The 15,939-nt window shown below is 67.9% G+C and carries 17 protein-coding genes; 6 read left to right on the plus strand and 11 right to left on the minus strand.

The features are described from left to right. Nucleotides 1–49 precede the first annotated feature (49 nt). The 3 genes from ACZ6YV_RS10235 to ACZ6YV_RS10245 all read right to left on the minus strand — a co-directional run bounded on the left by ACZ6YV_RS10235 (nt 50) and on the right by ACZ6YV_RS10245 (nt 3,145). Nucleotides 50–1,267, minus strand: coding sequence for a M14 family zinc carboxypeptidase (locus tag ACZ6YV_RS10235; RefSeq protein WP_465509325.1), 1,218 nt, complete (start codon nt 1,265–1,267; stop codon nt 50–52). Between the two features lie 132 nt (nt 1,268–1,399). Continuing rightward, nucleotides 1,400–2,812, minus strand: coding sequence for a S8 family peptidase (locus tag ACZ6YV_RS10240; RefSeq protein ID WP_465509326.1), 1,413 nt, complete (start codon nt 2,810–2,812; stop codon nt 1,400–1,402). 78 nt (nt 2,813–2,890) lie between these two features. Beyond that, nucleotides 2,891–3,145, minus strand: coding sequence for an SCO4848 family membrane protein (locus ACZ6YV_RS10245; RefSeq protein WP_276366612.1), 255 nt, complete (start codon nt 3,143–3,145; stop codon nt 2,891–2,893). A gap of 43 nt (nt 3,146–3,188) precedes the next feature. Between ACZ6YV_RS10245 and ACZ6YV_RS10250 the strand changes: the two genes are divergently transcribed. After that, nucleotides 3,189–4,427, plus strand: coding sequence for a D-alanyl-D-alanine carboxypeptidase family protein (locus ACZ6YV_RS10250; RefSeq protein ID WP_465509327.1), 1,239 nt, complete (start codon nt 3,189–3,191; stop codon nt 4,425–4,427). Nucleotides 4,428–4,431: 4 nt separating this feature from the next. Here the strand turns inward: ACZ6YV_RS10250 and ACZ6YV_RS10255 are convergent, their stop codons facing one another. Both ACZ6YV_RS10255 and trpS read right to left on the minus strand, forming a co-directional pair. Beyond that, nucleotides 4,432–5,460: a YhjD/YihY/BrkB family envelope integrity protein gene (locus ACZ6YV_RS10255; protein WP_465509328.1), complete on the minus strand. Its 1,029-nt coding sequence runs from the start codon at nt 5,458–5,460 to the stop codon at nt 4,432–4,434. A gap of 35 nt (nt 5,461–5,495) precedes the next feature. Continuing rightward, the gene (gene trpS / locus ACZ6YV_RS10260; RefSeq protein ID WP_465509329.1) at nt 5,496–6,515 is read right to left on the minus strand and encodes a tryptophan--tRNA ligase; all 1,020 of its coding nucleotides are present in this window, start codon (nt 6,513–6,515) and stop codon (nt 5,496–5,498) included. Between the two features lie 163 nt (nt 6,516–6,678). On the opposite strand from trpS, the gene ACZ6YV_RS10265 reads away from it, so the two are divergent. Next, the gene (locus tag ACZ6YV_RS10265) at nt 6,679–7,425 is read left to right on the plus strand and encodes a S1 family peptidase (RefSeq protein ID WP_465509330.1); all 747 of its coding nucleotides are present in this window, start codon (nt 6,679–6,681) and stop codon (nt 7,423–7,425) included. A gap of 506 nt (nt 7,426–7,931) precedes the next feature. Here the strand turns inward: ACZ6YV_RS10265 and ACZ6YV_RS10270 are convergent. Next, nucleotides 7,932–8,261 (minus strand): hypothetical protein, encoded by a 330-nt coding sequence (locus ACZ6YV_RS10270; protein WP_465509738.1) that lies wholly within the window; start codon nt 8,259–8,261, stop codon nt 7,932–7,934. A gap of 401 nt (nt 8,262–8,662) precedes the next feature. On the opposite strand from ACZ6YV_RS10270, the gene ACZ6YV_RS10275 reads away from it, so the two are divergent. Beyond that, nucleotides 8,663–9,550 carry a glycoside hydrolase family 19 protein gene (locus ACZ6YV_RS10275; protein WP_465509331.1) on the plus strand — a complete coding sequence of 296 codons (888 nt, stop codon included), beginning with the start codon at nt 8,663–8,665 and terminating at the stop codon, nt 9,548–9,550. Between the two features lie 59 nt (nt 9,551–9,609). On the opposite strand, the gene ACZ6YV_RS10280 is transcribed toward ACZ6YV_RS10275, so the two are convergent. After that, on the minus strand, nt 9,610–10,107 hold the full coding sequence (locus ACZ6YV_RS10280; protein ID WP_465509332.1) for a MarR family winged helix-turn-helix transcriptional regulator: 498 nt from the start codon (nt 10,105–10,107) through the stop codon (nt 9,610–9,612). A gap of 65 nt (nt 10,108–10,172) precedes the next feature. Between ACZ6YV_RS10280 and ACZ6YV_RS10285 the strand changes: the two genes are divergently transcribed. Beyond that, nucleotides 10,173–10,673, plus strand: a complete 501-nt coding sequence (locus ACZ6YV_RS10285; protein ID WP_465509333.1) for a cupin domain-containing protein — start codon at nt 10,173–10,175, stop codon at nt 10,671–10,673. Here ACZ6YV_RS10285 and ACZ6YV_RS10290 read toward each other — a convergent pair. After that, on the minus strand, nt 10,667–11,605 hold the full coding sequence (locus tag ACZ6YV_RS10290) for a hypothetical protein (protein ID WP_465509334.1): 939 nt from the start codon (nt 11,603–11,605) through the stop codon (nt 10,667–10,669). The two genes, ACZ6YV_RS10285 and ACZ6YV_RS10290, sit on opposite strands and share 7 nt — an antisense overlap. 12 nt (nt 11,606–11,617) lie before the next feature. Next, nucleotides 11,618–12,424 (minus strand): exodeoxyribonuclease III, encoded by an 807-nt coding sequence (locus tag ACZ6YV_RS10295; RefSeq protein WP_465509335.1) that lies wholly within the window; start codon nt 12,422–12,424, stop codon nt 11,618–11,620. A 56-nt stretch (nt 12,425–12,480) separates the two neighbouring features. Here ACZ6YV_RS10295 and ACZ6YV_RS10300 point away from each other — a divergent pair, with 56 nt between their 5' ends. Further along, a complete protein-coding gene (locus tag ACZ6YV_RS10300) occupies nt 12,481–13,224 on the plus strand; it encodes an MBL fold metallo-hydrolase (RefSeq protein WP_465509336.1) in 744 nt (247 codons plus the stop codon). Between the two features lie 200 nt (nt 13,225–13,424). On the opposite strand, the gene ACZ6YV_RS10305 is transcribed toward ACZ6YV_RS10300, so the two are convergent. Together ACZ6YV_RS10305 and ACZ6YV_RS10310 are read right to left on the minus strand one after the other, a co-directional pair. Next, on the minus strand, nt 13,425–13,727 hold the full coding sequence (locus ACZ6YV_RS10305) for an SH3 domain-containing protein (RefSeq protein ID WP_465509337.1): 303 nt from the start codon (nt 13,725–13,727) through the stop codon (nt 13,425–13,427). 191 nt (nt 13,728–13,918) lie between these two features. After that, the gene (locus ACZ6YV_RS10310) at nt 13,919–15,142 is read right to left on the minus strand and encodes an NADP-dependent isocitrate dehydrogenase (protein ID WP_465509338.1); all 1,224 of its coding nucleotides are present in this window, start codon (nt 15,140–15,142) and stop codon (nt 13,919–13,921) included. Nucleotides 15,143–15,379: 237 nt separating this feature from the next. Here ACZ6YV_RS10310 and ACZ6YV_RS10315 point away from each other — a divergent pair, with 237 nt between their 5' ends. After that, nucleotides 15,380–15,889, plus strand: coding sequence for a hypothetical protein (locus ACZ6YV_RS10315; protein ID WP_465509339.1), 510 nt, complete (start codon nt 15,380–15,382; stop codon nt 15,887–15,889). The last annotated feature ends 50 nt before the right edge of the window (nt 15,890–15,939 follow it).

Genomic DNA, 15,939 nt, shown 5'->3' on the forward strand with positions numbered 1-15,939 from the left:
GCTAGGCGCAAGGAAGGGGGCCTTCATGTACTTCAACCCGACCCAACCGCTACTCCAGCACCCGCGCCGACGCGGCCGACTCGGCGGTGCCGGGCAGCAGGTCGAAACCCTCCGGGTCGATATCGCCGACAGCGCCCGTGCTCACGTCCCGCAGCATGTTGTACAGCCCCGCCATCACCGCGCGCGTGAAGTGCTCCCGGTGCTGTTGCCCGAGCGTCTGCGTCTGCCCGCGCACCTCGAACAGCACCGTCCCCGTCCCGTTCAGCGCGAACGAACACCGCGCCTGCCCCGGCAGATCGCGATCCGGGCCATGCGGATAGCGCGCCCCGACGAACCCGCGCGACGTCATCCCGTTGAACCCGCTGATCGCCAGCTGCCGCGATTCGTCCTTTGTGTACACATCACGGTACTTCGCATATTTCTGGCCGGGCTCGAAGAACTTGTCGGGCAGCGGCGGATAGTCGATGCCGACGTCGAGGAGCCGGTCGCTGCCTTCCTGCCGGACGCACGCACCTTGATGGTGCAGATCGACGTACACGTCAGGCACCTTCCCGCGCTGTGCGGTCAGCGAGACGTACACCGAACGCAGCGCCCGCGCCTCGGGCGTGATGAACCAGCCCGGCTGGTCCGGCGCACCGGGGAAGTCCTCCGCGCGCGGGAGATAATTCAGCTCAGGGTTGAAGTCGCGGTTGACGTCGAAACCGGGACGCTTCCGGTAGTCGTCGCCCTGGATGACGTCGCTGAGGTAGTTCCAGGCGGGCGGCCGCTCCTTGAGCTGCGGGAACCTTCGCTGGACCTCGGCCCACGACAGGTCGTTGCCGCGCCGGTCGAGTTCGGCGCCGTCCGGGTTCAGTTTCGGCACCGCGACGAACGTGATGGTCTTCCGCAGCCGCTCGGCGTCCCGCGACTCCGACGTGCCGAGGTAGTCGAGGATGCGCAGAAGCGCGTCGGTGCCGGTCTTCTCGTTCCCGTGGATCTCGCTGGAGACCACGAAGACCTTCGGCCCCGTCCCGACACTCGCCTGATGGATCACCCTGCCGTGATTCGACCGCCCGACCTCCTTGACCGCCACCCGGCCTTTGCTCACCCGTTCGAGCCTGCCGAGCTCGCGCACCATCTCGCGATAGTCGGTGAACTCGTCGATGGGGAGCTCCCGCGGCTCCTCACTGCAGGCCTGGACCGGCGCCGCCACCGCGGCGGGTGCGCTGACCAGCGGAAGCACCGCCAAGCCCACCATCACGGGAACCAACCGACCGAACACCGACATCGTGAACTCCCCACTGTCGAAGGTGTTCACAACGTAGCGAGTCCGGCACCGGTCGCGAATCCGGCGAAAGTGCCCGAAAAGCAAACCGGGGCCGGCCCACGGAAGTGGACCGGCCCCGGCAGTCGAAAAGGCTTACTTCACCGCGTCCAGAGCGTTGACGCGGCCGTGGCCGTAGTACGAGTTGTCCTTCGCCGGGCCTTCACAGACCGGCGCGGCGGTGCCGCAAGGGACAGTGTCGGCCTGGTGCTCGAGCAGCCACCTCAGCGCCACGGGCGGCGCGTGACGGAAACGCGACGCCAGCAGCGCGGCGACACCGGCGGCGTGCGGCGACGCCATCGAGGTGCCGCACTTGGTGCCGTACGCGCCGTTGAAGATCGTCGACAGCGGGCAGCCCGCACCCTGGCCGGTGGGCGGCAGCTGGGCACGGTCACCACCGGGGGCGGTGACCGAAACGTCGTCACCGTAGTTGCTGTACGAAGACTTCGAGCCCGCGTAGCCGATGGCCGAGACGTTGACGACGCCGTCGATGGCCTTGGGCAGGATGCCGCAGCTCTTGTCGACCGGGTGCGGCCGGTTCGGGTCGGTGGTCTGCTCGTCCGGGTTGAAGCCGCTGTTGCCGGCGGCGGCGACGTTCAGCACGCCACGCCCGGTCGAGTAGGTCACCGCGCGGCGGACGGCCTCGAACGCGGCCGCGTCGCCCGGCTCCTTCGTGCAGTAGAACATGCCCGGGTCGATGTAGTAGCTGTTGTTCGTGACCGGGAAGCGGTGCTTCGCCGCCCACATGAACCCGCAGACGGCGGCTTCGGGGAGGATCAGGCCGTCGTCGTTCACGACCTTCACCGACGCCAGCTTGACGCCGGGCGCGATGCCCGTGAAGCCGCGCTCGGTGTCCTTGCCGGCGATGGTGCCGGCGACGTGCGTGCCGTGGTCGGAGTTCGTCGGCGCCCAGGCGGCGGGCGTGGTGTCCGGCGCGCCGGTGTTGCATCCGGCCGACGTCTTCGGGTCCAGGGCGTTCTTGAGCGCGGGGTGGGTGGGCTCGATGCCCGAGTCCAGCACGCCGACGGTCACCGAGCGGCTGCCACCGGAGACCTTGTTCGCCTCGGGAGCCTGGATCGCCCGCATGTCCCACTGCTGGGCCGACAGGTCCTCTTCGGCCGCGACGCTGGTGGTCTCTTCGCTTTCCTTGGTGTCGACCACGGCGGAGCGGGTCGAACGGGTCGAGGCCGCGGGCGGGAACGCCACGTCACGGCCGCCCGAGTAGGCGCGGAAGACGCCGATCTTCGCCTGGAAGTCGGCGTTGCGCGAGGTCGCCACCGCGACCCCGATCTCGGGGTAGTACGCGACCTTCTCGCCGCACTTGGCGCGCAGCTCGGTGTCGACCTTGCGCTCCGGGGTACGCGGGTTGTAAAGCACCACGTAGTTGAACGGCGCGCTCGCGGTGTCGCACTGGGGCGCGGGCGCGGCGCTCGCCGACGGGGCCGCGAACACACTTCCCGCCGCCGCCGCGACGAGCGCGGGGACGAGCAGGCGTCTGATCCGGGACATTCAACCTCCATGATTCGGTGGAGTGAACGTAAGGGAGCCGGCGCCTGGCCACCACCGTCAAAAGGACGACAAACCGGATCAGGCGTCAGCCTTTTCCGCGTCCCGTGACTTGGCGCCACGAAGCGTGCGCAGACCGATGAGGCCGATGACGGTGCCGAGCACGAACGAGACCACCGTCAGCACGGCGTGCACGATGAAGTAGGCGGTGGGCGAGCCGTCGGCGGCCCAGGCGCGGTCGCTGTCCCAGAGGTTCTTGGCGAACGTGATCCAGATGATCCACGACCACACGCCGAAACCCAGCAGGAACATCGAAGTACCTCGCGAAATGCGCATGCCCCTGAGTATGCAGCGAGCCCGGCGACGCTACATTGCTCGGGTGCACAGCGCTATCTCCCGGTCGCTCATGGTCCTCGTTTCCGGTGTGCTCGCCCTCGCGGTGACGCCGGTGGCCACAGCCGCCCCGAAGCCACCTGTCCAGGCACAGCCGTGCGCGAACAAGACGACACCGCCCGCACCGATCGACACCTCCGAGAAACCGCGCCCCGGCGAGGCCGTGCCGGAGCCGTTGCCGGTCCCGCCGGCCCCGGTGGGCGGCGACCGGATGGCCGAATGCGGGCTCGTGCTCCCGAAGCGCGCGCTGAACCCGCCGGAAGGAAGCACCGCCGCGTCCTGGGTGCTGCAGGACCTCGAAACCGGCGACGTCATCGCGGCGAAGGATCCGCACGCCCGTCAGCGGCCGGCGTCGCTGATCAAGGTCCTGCTCGGACTGGTGGTGGTCACCGAACTCAAGCCGGAACAGGTCATCATCCCGACCAAGGAGGACGCCGAGCAGGAGTGCACCTGCGTCGGCATCGCGGCCGGCGGTCAGTACACAGTGGACCAGCTGCTGCACGGACTGCTGATGCACTCCGGCAACGACGCGGCGCACGCGCTCTCCACCGTGCTCGGCGGCGTCGACGCCACCGTCGCGAAGATGAACGCGCTGGCCACCCGCATCGGCGCCACGGACACCCGGGCCGCGACGCCGTCCGGGCTCGACGGCCCCGGCATGTCGACCTCGGCCTACGACATGAGCCTGATCTTCCACTACGCGATGAGGAAGCCGGAATTCGCGCAGGTGGTCAAGACCAAGAGCTTCGAAATCCCGCCCATCGCGGGAAAGCCGGTCATCACGATCTACAACGACAACAAGCTCCTCGGGTCCTACCCCGGGTTCATCGGCGGCAAGACCGGCTTCACCGACGACGCGCGGCACACCTACGTCGGCGGCGCGCTCCAGAACGGCCACCGGGTCGCTGTCGTGATGCTCCGCGCCGAGCAGCGTCCGACACGGGTCACCGAACAGGCGGCGAAACTCCTCGATTACGGCATCGCGCTGCGTGAGGCCAAGGCCGAATCGGTCGGGCGCATCGAATACAAGGCGACGGAAGCCGTGGACGCGGGCCAGGCGGCGGCCGCGCCGAACGCCGACGGCACGTCGAACAGCGGTGCCGCCGCCGCGGCCGAAGACCCGTTCGGGGTGACCGGCTGGATCATCACGCTGGTGGTCTTCCTGATCATCGTGGCGTCGTTCGTCGTCGGTCACCAGCGCAAGAAGGCCATGGCGGGCGAGTAGGGAGTCAGGACTTCCGGCGGCCGAACCAGCCCAGAAGCGCTCCGGTCGCGAAAGCCCCGCCGACGGCACCGAGCCCCGGCCCCTGCTGAACGGTCACCCTCGGGTGGATCAGCACCGGGGCCGGCGGCTCGATGACCGTCTGCAAGTTCTCCTTCGCCGTCGCCGTCCACGCGGTGACGAACAGCAGGAACCGCGAAACGAGATTCGCGAACACGAGCAGGCCGATCACCGGGCCGAACAGCGTGAACGCCGGTGATTTCGTGACGCTGCCGAGGTAGAGGGTCGCGCCCTGCTGGAGCACGATGAACCCGACGGCGGCGAAGATCGCGCCCTTGACCGCACTGCGGAGCGCGACGTGCTCGCGAGGAAGCCTCGCGATGACCCAGAGGAACACCAGTGTGTTCGCGAGCAGGCCGAGCAGGATCGTCGCGACCTTCAGCAGGAACACCGCCCAACCCTGGTTTTCCAGGCCGACGAGTTCGAGCAGGAACCGCCCGATCCCACTGCCCGCGGCGGTGAGACCGAACGAGACCACCAGCGCGACGCCGAGCCCGACGAGGGACAGCAAGTCCTTGATCGTCGTCGAAACCAGCGGCAGCTGCTGCTTCTCCTGACCCCATTGGGCGGTCAGCGCGTCACGCAGGTTCGTCATCCAGCCGATGCCGGAGTACAGCGCGAGCGCCAGGCCGAAGATCCCGATGCCGCCGCCGGACTTCAGTGCCGCGCCGACGATGCCGCCGACCAGGTCGCGCAGGCCGTCGGGCACCGACTTGTTGATGCCGTCGGTGATCTGGTTGAGCACCGTCTGATCGCCGGCGACCACCATCCCGATGACCGCGAACGCGACCATCAGGATCGGGATCACCGAAAGCACACTGAAGTAGGTGATGGCGGCGGCGTAGTGGTTGCCGTAGCGCTCGGTGAAGGCGTCGTTCGCCCGGATGAGGTGATCTAGCCAGCCGTACTTCCGCCTCAGGCGCGGTAACAGCTTGTCCTCTTCCGGCTTCGCGCCGTCATCTTTCGCCACCGTCAAACGCTAACCACACGTCGGCGACATCGCAGCGCGAATCAGCCTGCCGGGGGAAGGAACCCGATGTTGTCGTAGACGTTCCGCAACGTCACCGAAGCGACTTCCCGCGCCCGTTGCGCACCGAGGGCCAGCGCCTTGTCGAGCTCGGCGACGTCGTCCATGTAGGACTGGACACGCTCCTGCACCGGCGTGGCCCACTCGACGAACGCCTCGGCGACACCCTTTTTCAGGTCGCCGTAGCCCTTGCCCTCGTAGGCGGTGACGAGTCCGGCGACAGGCTGGTCGGTCAGCGCGGAGAGGATCGTCAGCAGGTTCGAGACACCCGGCTTGTTCTCGGTGTCGAAGACGATCTCGCGGCCGGTGTCGGTGACCGCCGAGCGGACCTTCTTCGCCGACTTCTTCGGGTCTTCGAGCAACTCGATGAGGCCGTTGCCGGTCGACGAGGACTTGCTCATCTTCGCGGTCGGGTCCTGCAGGTCGTAGATCTTCGCCGTGTCCTTGACGATATGCGGCTCCGGCACGGTGAACGTCTTGCCGTAGCGGTTGTTGAACCGCTGCGCGAGGTTGCGCGTCAGCTCCAGGTGCTGCCGCTGGTCCTCGCCGACGGGGACCTCGTTCGCCTGGTACAGCAGGATGTCCGCGGCCTGCAGGACCGGGTAGGTGAACAGGCCGACGCTGGCGCGATCCGTGCCCTGCTTCGCGGCCTTGTCCTTGAACTGCGTCATCCGGCTCGCCTCGCCGAACCCGGTCTGGCATTCCAGCACCCAGCTCAGCTGGGCGTGCTCGGGCACCTGGCTCTGGACGAACAGCGCGCTGCGGGCCGGGTCGACGCCGAGGGCGAGCAACTGCGCGGCCGAGCGGCGCGTGCGGTCACGCAGCACCTTCGGGTCCTGCTCGACGGTGATCGCGTGCAGGTCGACGACCATGTAGAAGGTCTCGTGGGTGTCCTGCAGCCGCACCCATTGCCGCAGCGCGCCCAGGTAGTTGCCCAAGTGGAACGAGTCGGCGGTCGGCTGGATCCCGGAGAGCACCCGCGGGCGCTTCAGTTCGTCGGACACGCCCGGATTCTGTCAGGCCACGCCGCGGCGGGTCATCCGAGGTCGCCCCCGCCGAACGGTCTAAACGGTTAAACGCCCCATACTTCCGACGGTTCTGGGCGCGATGTCCGATTCCTAGCGTTCATGGCACCGGATCTTCCGGCCACACCGAAGGAGAACCCAGATGAAGGCACGATCCCTGCTGATGGGCTTGGCCATCGCGGCTGCGGCCGTGTTCACGCTCCCCGGAGTCGCGACGGCGGCCGAGCCCACCGGCGGCGTCCAGCCGAACATCGTCGGCGGCGGCAACGCGACCCAGGTCTACTCGTTCATGGTGTCCCAGCAGTCGAGCTCCGGTGGGCACCAGTGTGGTGGCTCACTGATCAGCGCGACCTGGGTGGTCACCGCGAAGCACTGTGGCACGCCGGCTCAGGTGCGCGTCGGCACCACGAACCGCACCAGCGGCGGCACCGTGGCCCGCGTGGCCCAGCGGATCGCCCACCCGAGCGCCGACCTGGCGCTGCTGCGGCTCTCGTCGTCGGTTTCGCAGGCGCCGGTCACGATCGCCGACGCGTCCGGGGCCGTCGGCACCGCGACGCGGATCATCGGCTGGGGCCAGACCTGCGCCCCGCAGGGCGGCTGCGGTGCCCCGGTCACCCTGCAGCAGCTGGACACCTCGATCGTCGCCGACAACAAGTGCCTCGGGATCAGCGGCGCGAGCGAGATCTGCACCAACAACCCCGGCGGGAACAAGGGCGCCTGCTACGGCGACTCGGGCGGCCCGCAGGTGAAGCAGGTCAACGGTGTCTGGCAGCTGGTCGGCGCCACCAGCCGCGCCGGGAACAACAGCAGCACCTGTGCGACCGGGCCGTCGATCTACGTGGACGTCCCCTACTTCCGCAGCTGGATCCGCACCAACTCCGGAGTCTGATCCGGTTCCCGCGTCGCCCCACCGTCCCCTGGGGCGACGCGGTCCCAGCCGGTTCAGCAAGGAACCGTGCGGAAGTTCGAAGAGCCGCTCCAGCAGCGCGACCGCCTTCAGGGAGTCGCACCGCTCGGGGCGGCTTCTTCCGGTTCGCCAGTAGCTCAAGGTCGCGACGCTGACCCGGACGCCCTGCTGGGCGAGCCGGTGGCGGATCCGGTCGAGTCCGAGACCGCTGTTCGCGATCGCACGGTCCAGGGCACGGGGGAAGGGATCCCCGGGCCGGCTGCGACGCCGCGTCACCGTCATGTACCCGAGCGTGGCGATCGCCGCTACCCAAAACAATCCGGGCCGGACTAGGTGTCCCTACCCAAGAAATCCGGCACGTCGCCTTTAGCGGGCTAAACGCGATCCGCCCCGCCCCAGCGCCCACCTGCGTTTAGCGGGCTAATCGCGATCTGTGACCGCGTCGCCTTTAGCGGGCTAAACGCGATCTGGGGCGGGAGATCGGCAGGTCAGGGGTGTCGCTGGCGGGCGAGGGCTTCGTCCGTGAGGACTGCCTCGGCCATCGCGGCGACGTGCGGGGTGGCAGGCTGGACCGGGGCGGCGGGAGCGGGGGCGGCAGCGGCCGCGCGGGCCTTCCGGCGCTGACGGAACACACCGAAGGCCATGCCGACGATGCCGAGCGCGACGGCGATCAGGCCGACCGGGCCCAGAAGACCGAACGCCATCTCCGAACGCGACGTCGACTCCGCGGCCGACGCCGGGACAGCGCCCGCGACGAGCAGCGCGACCGGGATCGCGATGACCGCCGTGACCCTGGCCGCAGGCAGGGCCGAGCGCATCAGGAGATGAACTGGGTTCCGCACCGGAGTGCCTCCCGTGACGTGACTTTGCCGAACCGGAACGCTAACCCGAAAGAGTGAGCATTTCCAGGCTGCTGGTCAAAAAACTACCGAGCGTGTCAAGACCTGTGGGTTCTGATCAACTCGGGGCACGAGACTAGCCCCTCACAGGGGGGATCTTTCGAGCACCCCTCGTCTCAGAGTTGTCGTGCGTGGAAACGGTTTTTGACAGAACCGGACAGGGTTAGGCCGTTCGGATGTCACCACAGGGCCGAACAGGCACGATCCGACTTTCCCCGGTTGGTTTCTTGTGCGCAATGGTCTATACCTGTTGGCCATACCCCTTAAAAGGTATAGACCAATATCTCCCTGCATGGTCCCCTCGTACGAAGGAGCCACCGATGTCTCTTCGACGTATTCTCGCGGCGGTCGCCGCCACCTTCGCCGCCACCACGGTCGCCGTGGTCGTCCCGGCCCAGTCCGCCTCCGCCGCGGACTGCGTCGCACCGTGGAACGCGAGCTCGGTCTACTGGGGCGGCAACACCGCCTCGCACAACGGACACAACTGGTCCGCGAAGTGGTGGACGCAGAACGAAACCCCAGGTACGGCGCAGGTTTGGGCCGATCAGGGCGCCTGCGGCGGCGGCACGACCAACCCGCCGAACCCGTCCGGCTTCGTGGTCAGCGAAACACAGTTCAACCAGATGTTCCCGGGCCGGAACGCCTTCTACACCTACAGCGGCCTGGTCACCGCCCTCAGCGCGTACCCGGCCTTCGCGGGCACGGGCAGCGACACCGTGAAGAAGCAGGAAGCGGCCGCTTTCCTGGCGAACGTCAGCCACGAGACCGGCGGTCTGGTCTACATCGTCGAGCAGAATGAAGCCAACTACCCGCACTACTGCGACACGAGCCAGTCCTACGGCTGCCCGGCGGGCAACGCCGCGTACTACGGCCGCGGCCCGATCCAGCTGAGCTGGAACTTCAACTACAAGGCCGCCGGCGACGCGCTGGGCCTGCCGCTGCTGACCAACCCGTGGCTGGTGCAGAACGACGCGGCGGTCGCCTGGAAGACCGGCATCTGGTACTGGATGACCCAGAACGGCCCGGGCACGATGACCCCGCACAACGCGATGGTCAACAGCCGCGGCTTCGGTGAGACCATCCGCAGCATCAACGGCAGCATCGAGTGCAACGGCGGCAACCCCGGCCAGGTGCAGAGCCGCGTGAGCAAGTACCAGCAGTTCACCGGGATCCTCGGCGTCGACCCCGGCGGCAACCTGTCCTGCTGATCCATCCAGAGAACCAAAGGGGCCCTTCGCCGCATCTGATGCGGCGAAGGGCCCCTTCGTCATTCGAGAGAGCCGAGAAGGCGGCGCAGTGCCCCATCCAGGACATCGAGATCCTCGCCCAGCGGCGAGAGGAGCTTCGCGACGTTCGCCGTGTGCTCGGTCATCGCGGCGTCGACGACTTCGAACCCGCGCTCGGTCAGCGTGACCCGGAAGCTGCGCCGGTCCTCCGGATCGAGCGCCCGCTCGACCAGTCCCGCCGACTCCAGCCTGTCGATCCGGCTGGTCATCCCGGCCCTGGACATCATCAGCGTCGCGGACAGCTCGGACGGGATCAGCGTGTACGGCTTCCCGGACCGCCTGAGCGCCGCGAGCACGTCGAACTCACCCTGTTTCAAGCCATGTCTCGCGAATACGGCCTCGACCATCGGCGTGGTCAGCATCGTCACGCGTCCGAGCCGTCCGGCGACCCCGATCGCGGCCAAGTCCAGTTCCGGCCGTTCCCGCCGCCACGCGCCGACCACCTCGTCGATCGCGTCGACGTTCCGCTCTTCACTCACGTCCGGCAGTCTATTCGACGGGAGATAGTTTGACAGCGAACTATCAGCAGTGGAACTATTCAGGTATGACACAGCACATCGACACCCGCGAACCCGTCCTCGTCCGTGCGGCCGAAGCCGAGACAGTCGGCGCGGCCCCCACCCTCGTCACGCTGCTCGCCGACGTCTCGACCACAGGCGGGGTCATGAGCAGCGCGAGAACACAACTGGGCATCGGCGCCGATGGAGCGGCGCCGCACTATCACACCGGCTCCTCCGAGATGTTCTTCATGCTCGGCGGAAAACTGGAAGTCCTTGTGGGAGAAGAGATCGTCACCGTTTCCGAGGGTGACATGCTCGTCGTCCCGCCACTGACCACGCACGCTTTCCGTGCGGCCGTGGACTCATCGGCGGACGTGCTGATCGTGTTCATCCCCGGCGTGGAACGGTTCGACTACTTCCGCCTGCTGGAAAAGGTCGGCCATGGCAAAGCGACCGTCCAGGATCTCTTGGACAGCCAGGAAAAGTTCGACAATCACTTCACCGAAAGTCCGGTGTGGACGGAAAGCGCGAAGTCCCGTCAGTAACCGCGCGGCGGGTATCCCGGCGGCGGACCGTACGGCCCTGGCGGCGGGTAGCCCTGCGGCGGATACCCGGGCTGCGGGTACTGGGGCGGCGGGTACTGCGGTTGTGGGTACTGGGGTTGCGGATAGTGCGGCGGTGGGTACCGGGGCGGCGGATATCCCGGATGTTGCGGCGGGTACGGCGGCTGGCCGTACTGCGGCGGGGGCGGGTACTGCTGCGGATACCCGGGATTCTGCGGCGGATACGGCTGTTGCGGTTGCTGGGGCTGCTGCGGCGGTGGCGCGGCGGGCTGCCCGCCACCGAGGTGGAACGGCAGAAGCGACACCAGGTTCCCGAGGTGCCCCAGCGTCAAAAGCACGTCGTCCGGCTTGGTCCGGCCGAACGTCGGATTCTCGACGTAGACCAGCTCAGCGCCCACCAGCGACCAGGTGTGCAGCTTCGAAGACCGCATCGTGGCGGCGACCTGCGGCGTCAGCACCGCGACCGCGACGTTCGGGTCGGTGTCGATCAGCTTGTACCAGCGGTTGAACTTCCGGTCCGCCGTGGCGGGCTCGGGATACTGATCGACGTCCCAGGCGGCCTCGATGCTCGACACGATCTGGAAGTTCGGCATCGGCGCGGGCAGGGTGAGCACCCAGACCGTGTCGATCGAGATCGTGTCGAGTTCGTTGACCTTCTTGTTGGTCCAGCGCGTGTGCACGCTGGTGACCGTCGGGCGGCGGTGGTAGTCGAAGACGCTGAACTGGAGCCCGTTGTACGTGCCGCTCAGTGCGCCGAACGCCATTCGCTTGTCGCCGCGCTGGTTGAACGGCAGCACCGTCCAGCGCTCCAGGAGGTTCGGCGCGTCCGGGCTGAACTCCCACCCGTACTGGGCGGACATCGCGTAGCGCTCGGCGTTCGTCGCTTCGATACGCCTGGCTTCGTTCGTCTCCATCGCAGCCTCGGGTCAGCCGGAGTAGGTCGCCGTCACGGGGGCATGGTCCGACCAGCGCTGGTCGTAGGACTCGGCGCGCTCGACCACGACGGAGGTGCACCGCTCGGCCAGACCGGGGGTGGCGATCTGGCAGTCGATGCGCCAGCCCGAGTCGTTGTCGAACGCCTTCCCGCGGTACGACCACCAGGTGTACGGGCCGGGGCCTTCCGGGTCGAGCTTGCGCTGCACGTCGACGTAACCGGCCTCGGTGAACACGCGGCCGAGCCACTCCCGCTCCTCCGGCAGGAAGCCCGAGCTCTTCTGGTTCCCGCGCCAGTTCTTCAGGTCTGTCTTCTCGTAGGCGATGTTCCAATCGCCCACGACGACGACCTCACGTCCGCCGGCCTCGGCCTTGGCGCGCAGGTCGACGAGATACGGCAGGAACGCCGCCATGAAGCGTTCCTTCTCGTCCTGGCGCGGGGTCCCGACGTCGCCGCTGGGCAGGTACAGGCTCGCGACCACGACGTTCGGCAGGTGGATCTCGGCGTAGCGGCCGCTGTCCTCGAATTCGGGCTCGCCGAAACCGATGCGGACCTCGTCCGGCTCAGTCCGGCTGAAGAGCATGACGCCGTTGCGCCCCTTCTGCTCCGACGGCGCGTGCACCACGTGCCAGCCTTCGGGCGCGGCGGCACCGGCCGGCAGCTCCTTGAGCTCGGCCCGGACCTCCTGGCAGGCGACGACATCGGCCTTCGTGGAGCCCAGCCACTCGACGAAGCCCTTTTTCGCGGCGGCGCGGAGGCCGTTGACATTCACAGTGGAGACGGTCAGCACCCTCCGCACGCTACCCGGAGGGTCCGACAGAACCGTCAGGGAGTTCGTTCTGCGAGACTGCGCGCATGAGCGAGCTGACCGTGCTGGGCAGCTGCGGCGCCTGGCCGGAACCGGGGCGGGCCTGCGCCGGGTTCCTCCTGGTCCACGAGGGTTTCAAGGTCGTGCTCGACCTCGGCTACGGGGCCGCGTCACGGCTGTTCGAACACGCCCCTGGCGGCCGGGTCGACGCGGTGGTGGTGACGCATGAACATCCCGATCACTGCGCCGACGTGAGCGCGCTCGGCCGTGCCCGCGCCTACGGGCTGCCGGACGAGCCGAGGATCCCGCTGCACTGCACGCCGGGCACGGTGCGGCGGCTCGAAGCGATGGAACCCCGGCCGCATCCGACGACGATCTTCGACGTGTCCGACCTCGGCCCGCCGCGTGAGGTCGGGCCGTTCCGGATGACCACGTTCCTGCTGCCGCACCACGTGCCGAACCACGGGGTGCGGCTGACGGCGCCCGGGCTCACCGTCGCGTACACCGGTGACAGCGGGCCCAGCCCGATCCTGGCGGAGCTGGCGCGCGACGCCGACCTGCTCATCGCGGACGCCACGTTGCAGGGGCCGTCTCCCGACGAGACGCCGCGGCTGGTGTCGACGGCGGGCGAGGCCGGGTACTGGGCCGAACGCGGGGGTGCGCGGCGGCTGCTGCTGACCCACTTCTGGCCCGGCTCCGACCGCGAGGTCTCGCTCGCCGAAGCGCGAAGGGAGTTCAGGGGCGAGGTGCTGGCGGCCGAGGAAGGCGCCCACCTGCGTTTAGCGGGCTAAACGCGATCCCCCAGGTCAGGGGCACCGACTCGCCTTTAGCGGGCTAAACGCGATCCCCCGGGCCAGAGGCACCGACCTGCGTTTAGCCCCCTAATCGCGATCCCCAGGTCGAAGACGCCCCACCTGCGTTTCGCGGGCTAAACGCGATCCCCCAGGTCAGGGGCAGGTCGCCTTTCGCGGGCTAAACGCGAAGCCGCAGGTCACGGGCCGCATTTGGAGCCTTCGACCGGGGGCGCGAACTGCGCGGAGACCCACTTGCCCTCGGCGATCTTGCGGAAGCCGTTCTCGACCACCGGCTGCGCGTCGATCTTCGCGTCCTTGACGTACTTGCCGACGATCTTCTGTCCACCGGGGATGTCGCGCGCGTTGAGCACGTCGGCCGTCACCACGACCTGGCACCCGGTCGGGCTCGCGCTCGACGCCTTGTCCTGCCCTGAGATGGCGACGACGACGATCAGCGCCGCGCCGGCGCCGAGGAACAAGACCGGTTTCGAGATGGCCATGATGGTCACTCCTCGAACAAGGGAATCGTTTTCTGTCCGGTCCAGAGTGGCAGAAGCCGGGGCGGTCGCCCAGATCCCGGATTGCCAACCACCCGGAGGCGCCAACCGGACGGCGTCCGTACTACCCAGGGTCACAACGCGAAAGGCCCCCTTCCGCGAGGAAGGGGGCCTTCACGTACTTACAGCGAGACTCAGCCCTGGGCGATCTTCTTGGCCAGGTTCTCGTCCAGCGTCGCGAGGAACTCCTCGGTGGTCTGGAACGCCTGCTCCTTGCTGATCAGCAGCGCGAGGTCCTTGGTCATCTTGCCGTTCTCGACGGTCTCGATGACGACCTGCTCCAACTTGTTCGCGAACCCGATCAGCTCCGGGTTCGAGTCCAGCTTGCCGCGGTGCTCGAGGCCCCGGGTCCACGCGAAGATCGACGCGATCGGGTTGGTCGAGGTCGGCTTGCCCTGCTGGTGCTGGCGGTAGTGCCGGGTGACCGTGCCGTGCGCGGCCTCGGCCTCGACGGTCCTGCCGTCCGGGGTGCGCAGCACCGAGGTCATCAGGCCCAGCGAGCCGAAGCCCTGCGCGACCGTGTCGGACTGCACGTCACCGTCGTAGTTCTTGCAGGCCCAGACGTAGCCGCCTTCCCACTTCATGGCCGCGGCGACCATGTCGTCGATCAGGCGGTGCTCGTAGGAGATGCCCTTGGCGTCGAAGTCGGCCTTGAACTCGGCCTGGTAGATCTCCTCGAACACGTCCTTGAACATGCCGTCGTAGGCCTTCAGGATGGTGTTCTTGGTCGACATGTAGACCGGGTACTCACGGTCGAGGCCGTACTGCAGCGAGGCGCGCGCGAAGTCCTCGATGGACTTGCGGTAGTTGTACATGCCCATGGCGACGCCGCCGCCCTCGGGGAACTTCGCGACGTCGAACTGCATCGGCTCGGAGCCGTCGTCCGGGGTGTAGCTGATGGTCAGCGTGCCGGGACCGGGGACCTTGAAGTTGGTCGCCTTGTACTGGTCGCCGTGCGCGTGACGGCCGATGATGATCGGCTTGGTCCAGCCCGGCACCAGGCGCGGGATGTTCTGGATGACGATCGGCTCGCGGAAGATCACGCCGCCGAGGATGTTGCGGATCGTGCCGTTCGGCGAGAGCCACATCTTCTTCAGGCCGAATTCTTCGACGCGCGCCTCGTCCGGCGTGATCGTGGCGCACTTGACGCCGACGCCGTGCTTCTTGATGGCGTTGGCGGAGTCGATGGTGATCTGGTCGTCGGTGCGGTCCCGCTCCTCGATGCCCAGGTCGTAGTACTCGAGGTTGAGGTCCAGGTAGGGGTGGACCAGCTTGTCCTTGATGAACTGCCAAATGATGCGGGTCATCTCATCGCCGTCGAGCTCGACGACGGTGCCCTGGACCTTGATCTTGGCCATGAGCAGCGGTGCTCCTTCCGCGGATCTTCGCGTTCTTCTTAAGTCTCCGGTAGCGGTACAAGCGTACTGCTTAACGGCGCTGGATGGTTCCAGTAGTGGTGGGTATCAAGTCTCCACGAGGCCGATGTGGCCGACGTCACCCGGTCGGACGACGGCCATCCGGCCGTCACGGGACCCCCGGTGACCGCGCCATCATCGAACCGCACTCCTCAGCCGGTCACCGGAAGGACGGTCCCCATGTCCACCAACCCCTACGCCGTGCCGCCGCACGAGCAGCCTTCGGCGCCGGAGCCTTACCTCCAGCCTAGGCAAAGCAGCCGCGCCGTGCCTCGCGTGATCAGCGCGCTCGGCGGGGTTCTGCTCACGCCGGTCGCGCTCGGCCTGGTGATCTACGGCGGCTCGCGGCTGCAGCGGACGTACGCGCAGGCCTACACCGTCGGCGAAGACCCGCTGGGCCTGATCCTGCTGATCGTCGGCGGCCTTTTCCTGCTCGGCGTCGCGCTCCTCGGCGCGCTGTCCGGACTCGGGCCGGTGCTCGGCGGTCTGATCTGGGGAGTGGTGCCGGGACTGACCACCCTGCTGGGCGGGCAGAGCGTCATGAGCACCATGTACGACGTCGGCGGCCGCGAACTCGGCGTCGGCCTGGTGACCTGGCTGGTGATGGGCGCCCTGTTCGCGAGCGGTTTCCTACTGGTCGGGGCCGGCCTGGTCGGGACCATCACCCGGCGCCGCCCAAATCGCGTTTAGCCCGCTAAACGCGATCCGGGCGCCGGCCTCCCGCCGACCTGCGTTTAGCG

The sequence above is a fragment of the Amycolatopsis sp. NPDC102522 genome (genome assembly GCF_055584485.1).

Bases quoted from the DNA above. Each gene is read 5' to 3' on its own strand.
- ACZ6YV_RS10235 (WP_465509325.1), bottom strand. From the start codon at position 1,267: ATGTCGGTGTTCGGTCGGTTGGTTCCCGTGATGGTGGGCTTGGCGGTG.
- ACZ6YV_RS10240 (WP_465509326.1), bottom strand. From the start codon at position 2,812: ATGTCCCGGATCAGACGCCTGCTCGTCCCCGCGCTCGTCGCGGCGGCG.
- ACZ6YV_RS10245 (WP_276366612.1), bottom strand. From the start codon at position 3,145: ATGCGCATTTCGCGAGGTACTTCGATGTTCCTGCTGGGTTTCGGCGTG.
- ACZ6YV_RS10265 (WP_465509330.1), top strand. From the start codon at position 6,679: ATGAAGGCACGATCCCTGCTGATGGGCTTGGCCATCGCGGCTGCGGCC.
- ACZ6YV_RS10270 (WP_465509738.1), bottom strand. From the start codon at position 8,261: ATGCGCTCGGCCCTGCCTGCGGCCAGGGTCACGGCGGTCATCGCGATC.
- ACZ6YV_RS10275 (WP_465509331.1), top strand. From the start codon at position 8,663: ATGTCTCTTCGACGTATTCTCGCGGCGGTCGCCGCCACCTTCGCCGCC.
- ACZ6YV_RS10285 (WP_465509333.1), top strand. From the start codon at position 10,173: ATGACACAGCACATCGACACCCGCGAACCCGTCCTCGTCCGTGCGGCC.
- ACZ6YV_RS10290 (WP_465509334.1), bottom strand. From the start codon at position 11,605: ATGGAGACGAACGAAGCCAGGCGTATCGAAGCGACGAACGCCGAGCGC.
- ACZ6YV_RS10300 (WP_465509336.1), top strand. From the start codon at position 12,481: ATGAGCGAGCTGACCGTGCTGGGCAGCTGCGGCGCCTGGCCGGAACCG.
- ACZ6YV_RS10305 (WP_465509337.1), bottom strand. From the start codon at position 13,727: ATGGCCATCTCGAAACCGGTCTTGTTCCTCGGCGCCGGCGCGGCGCTG.
- ACZ6YV_RS10310 (WP_465509338.1), bottom strand. From the start codon at position 15,142: ATGGCCAAGATCAAGGTCCAGGGCACCGTCGTCGAGCTCGACGGCGAT.
- ACZ6YV_RS10315 (WP_465509339.1), top strand. From the start codon at position 15,380: ATGTCCACCAACCCCTACGCCGTGCCGCCGCACGAGCAGCCTTCGGCG.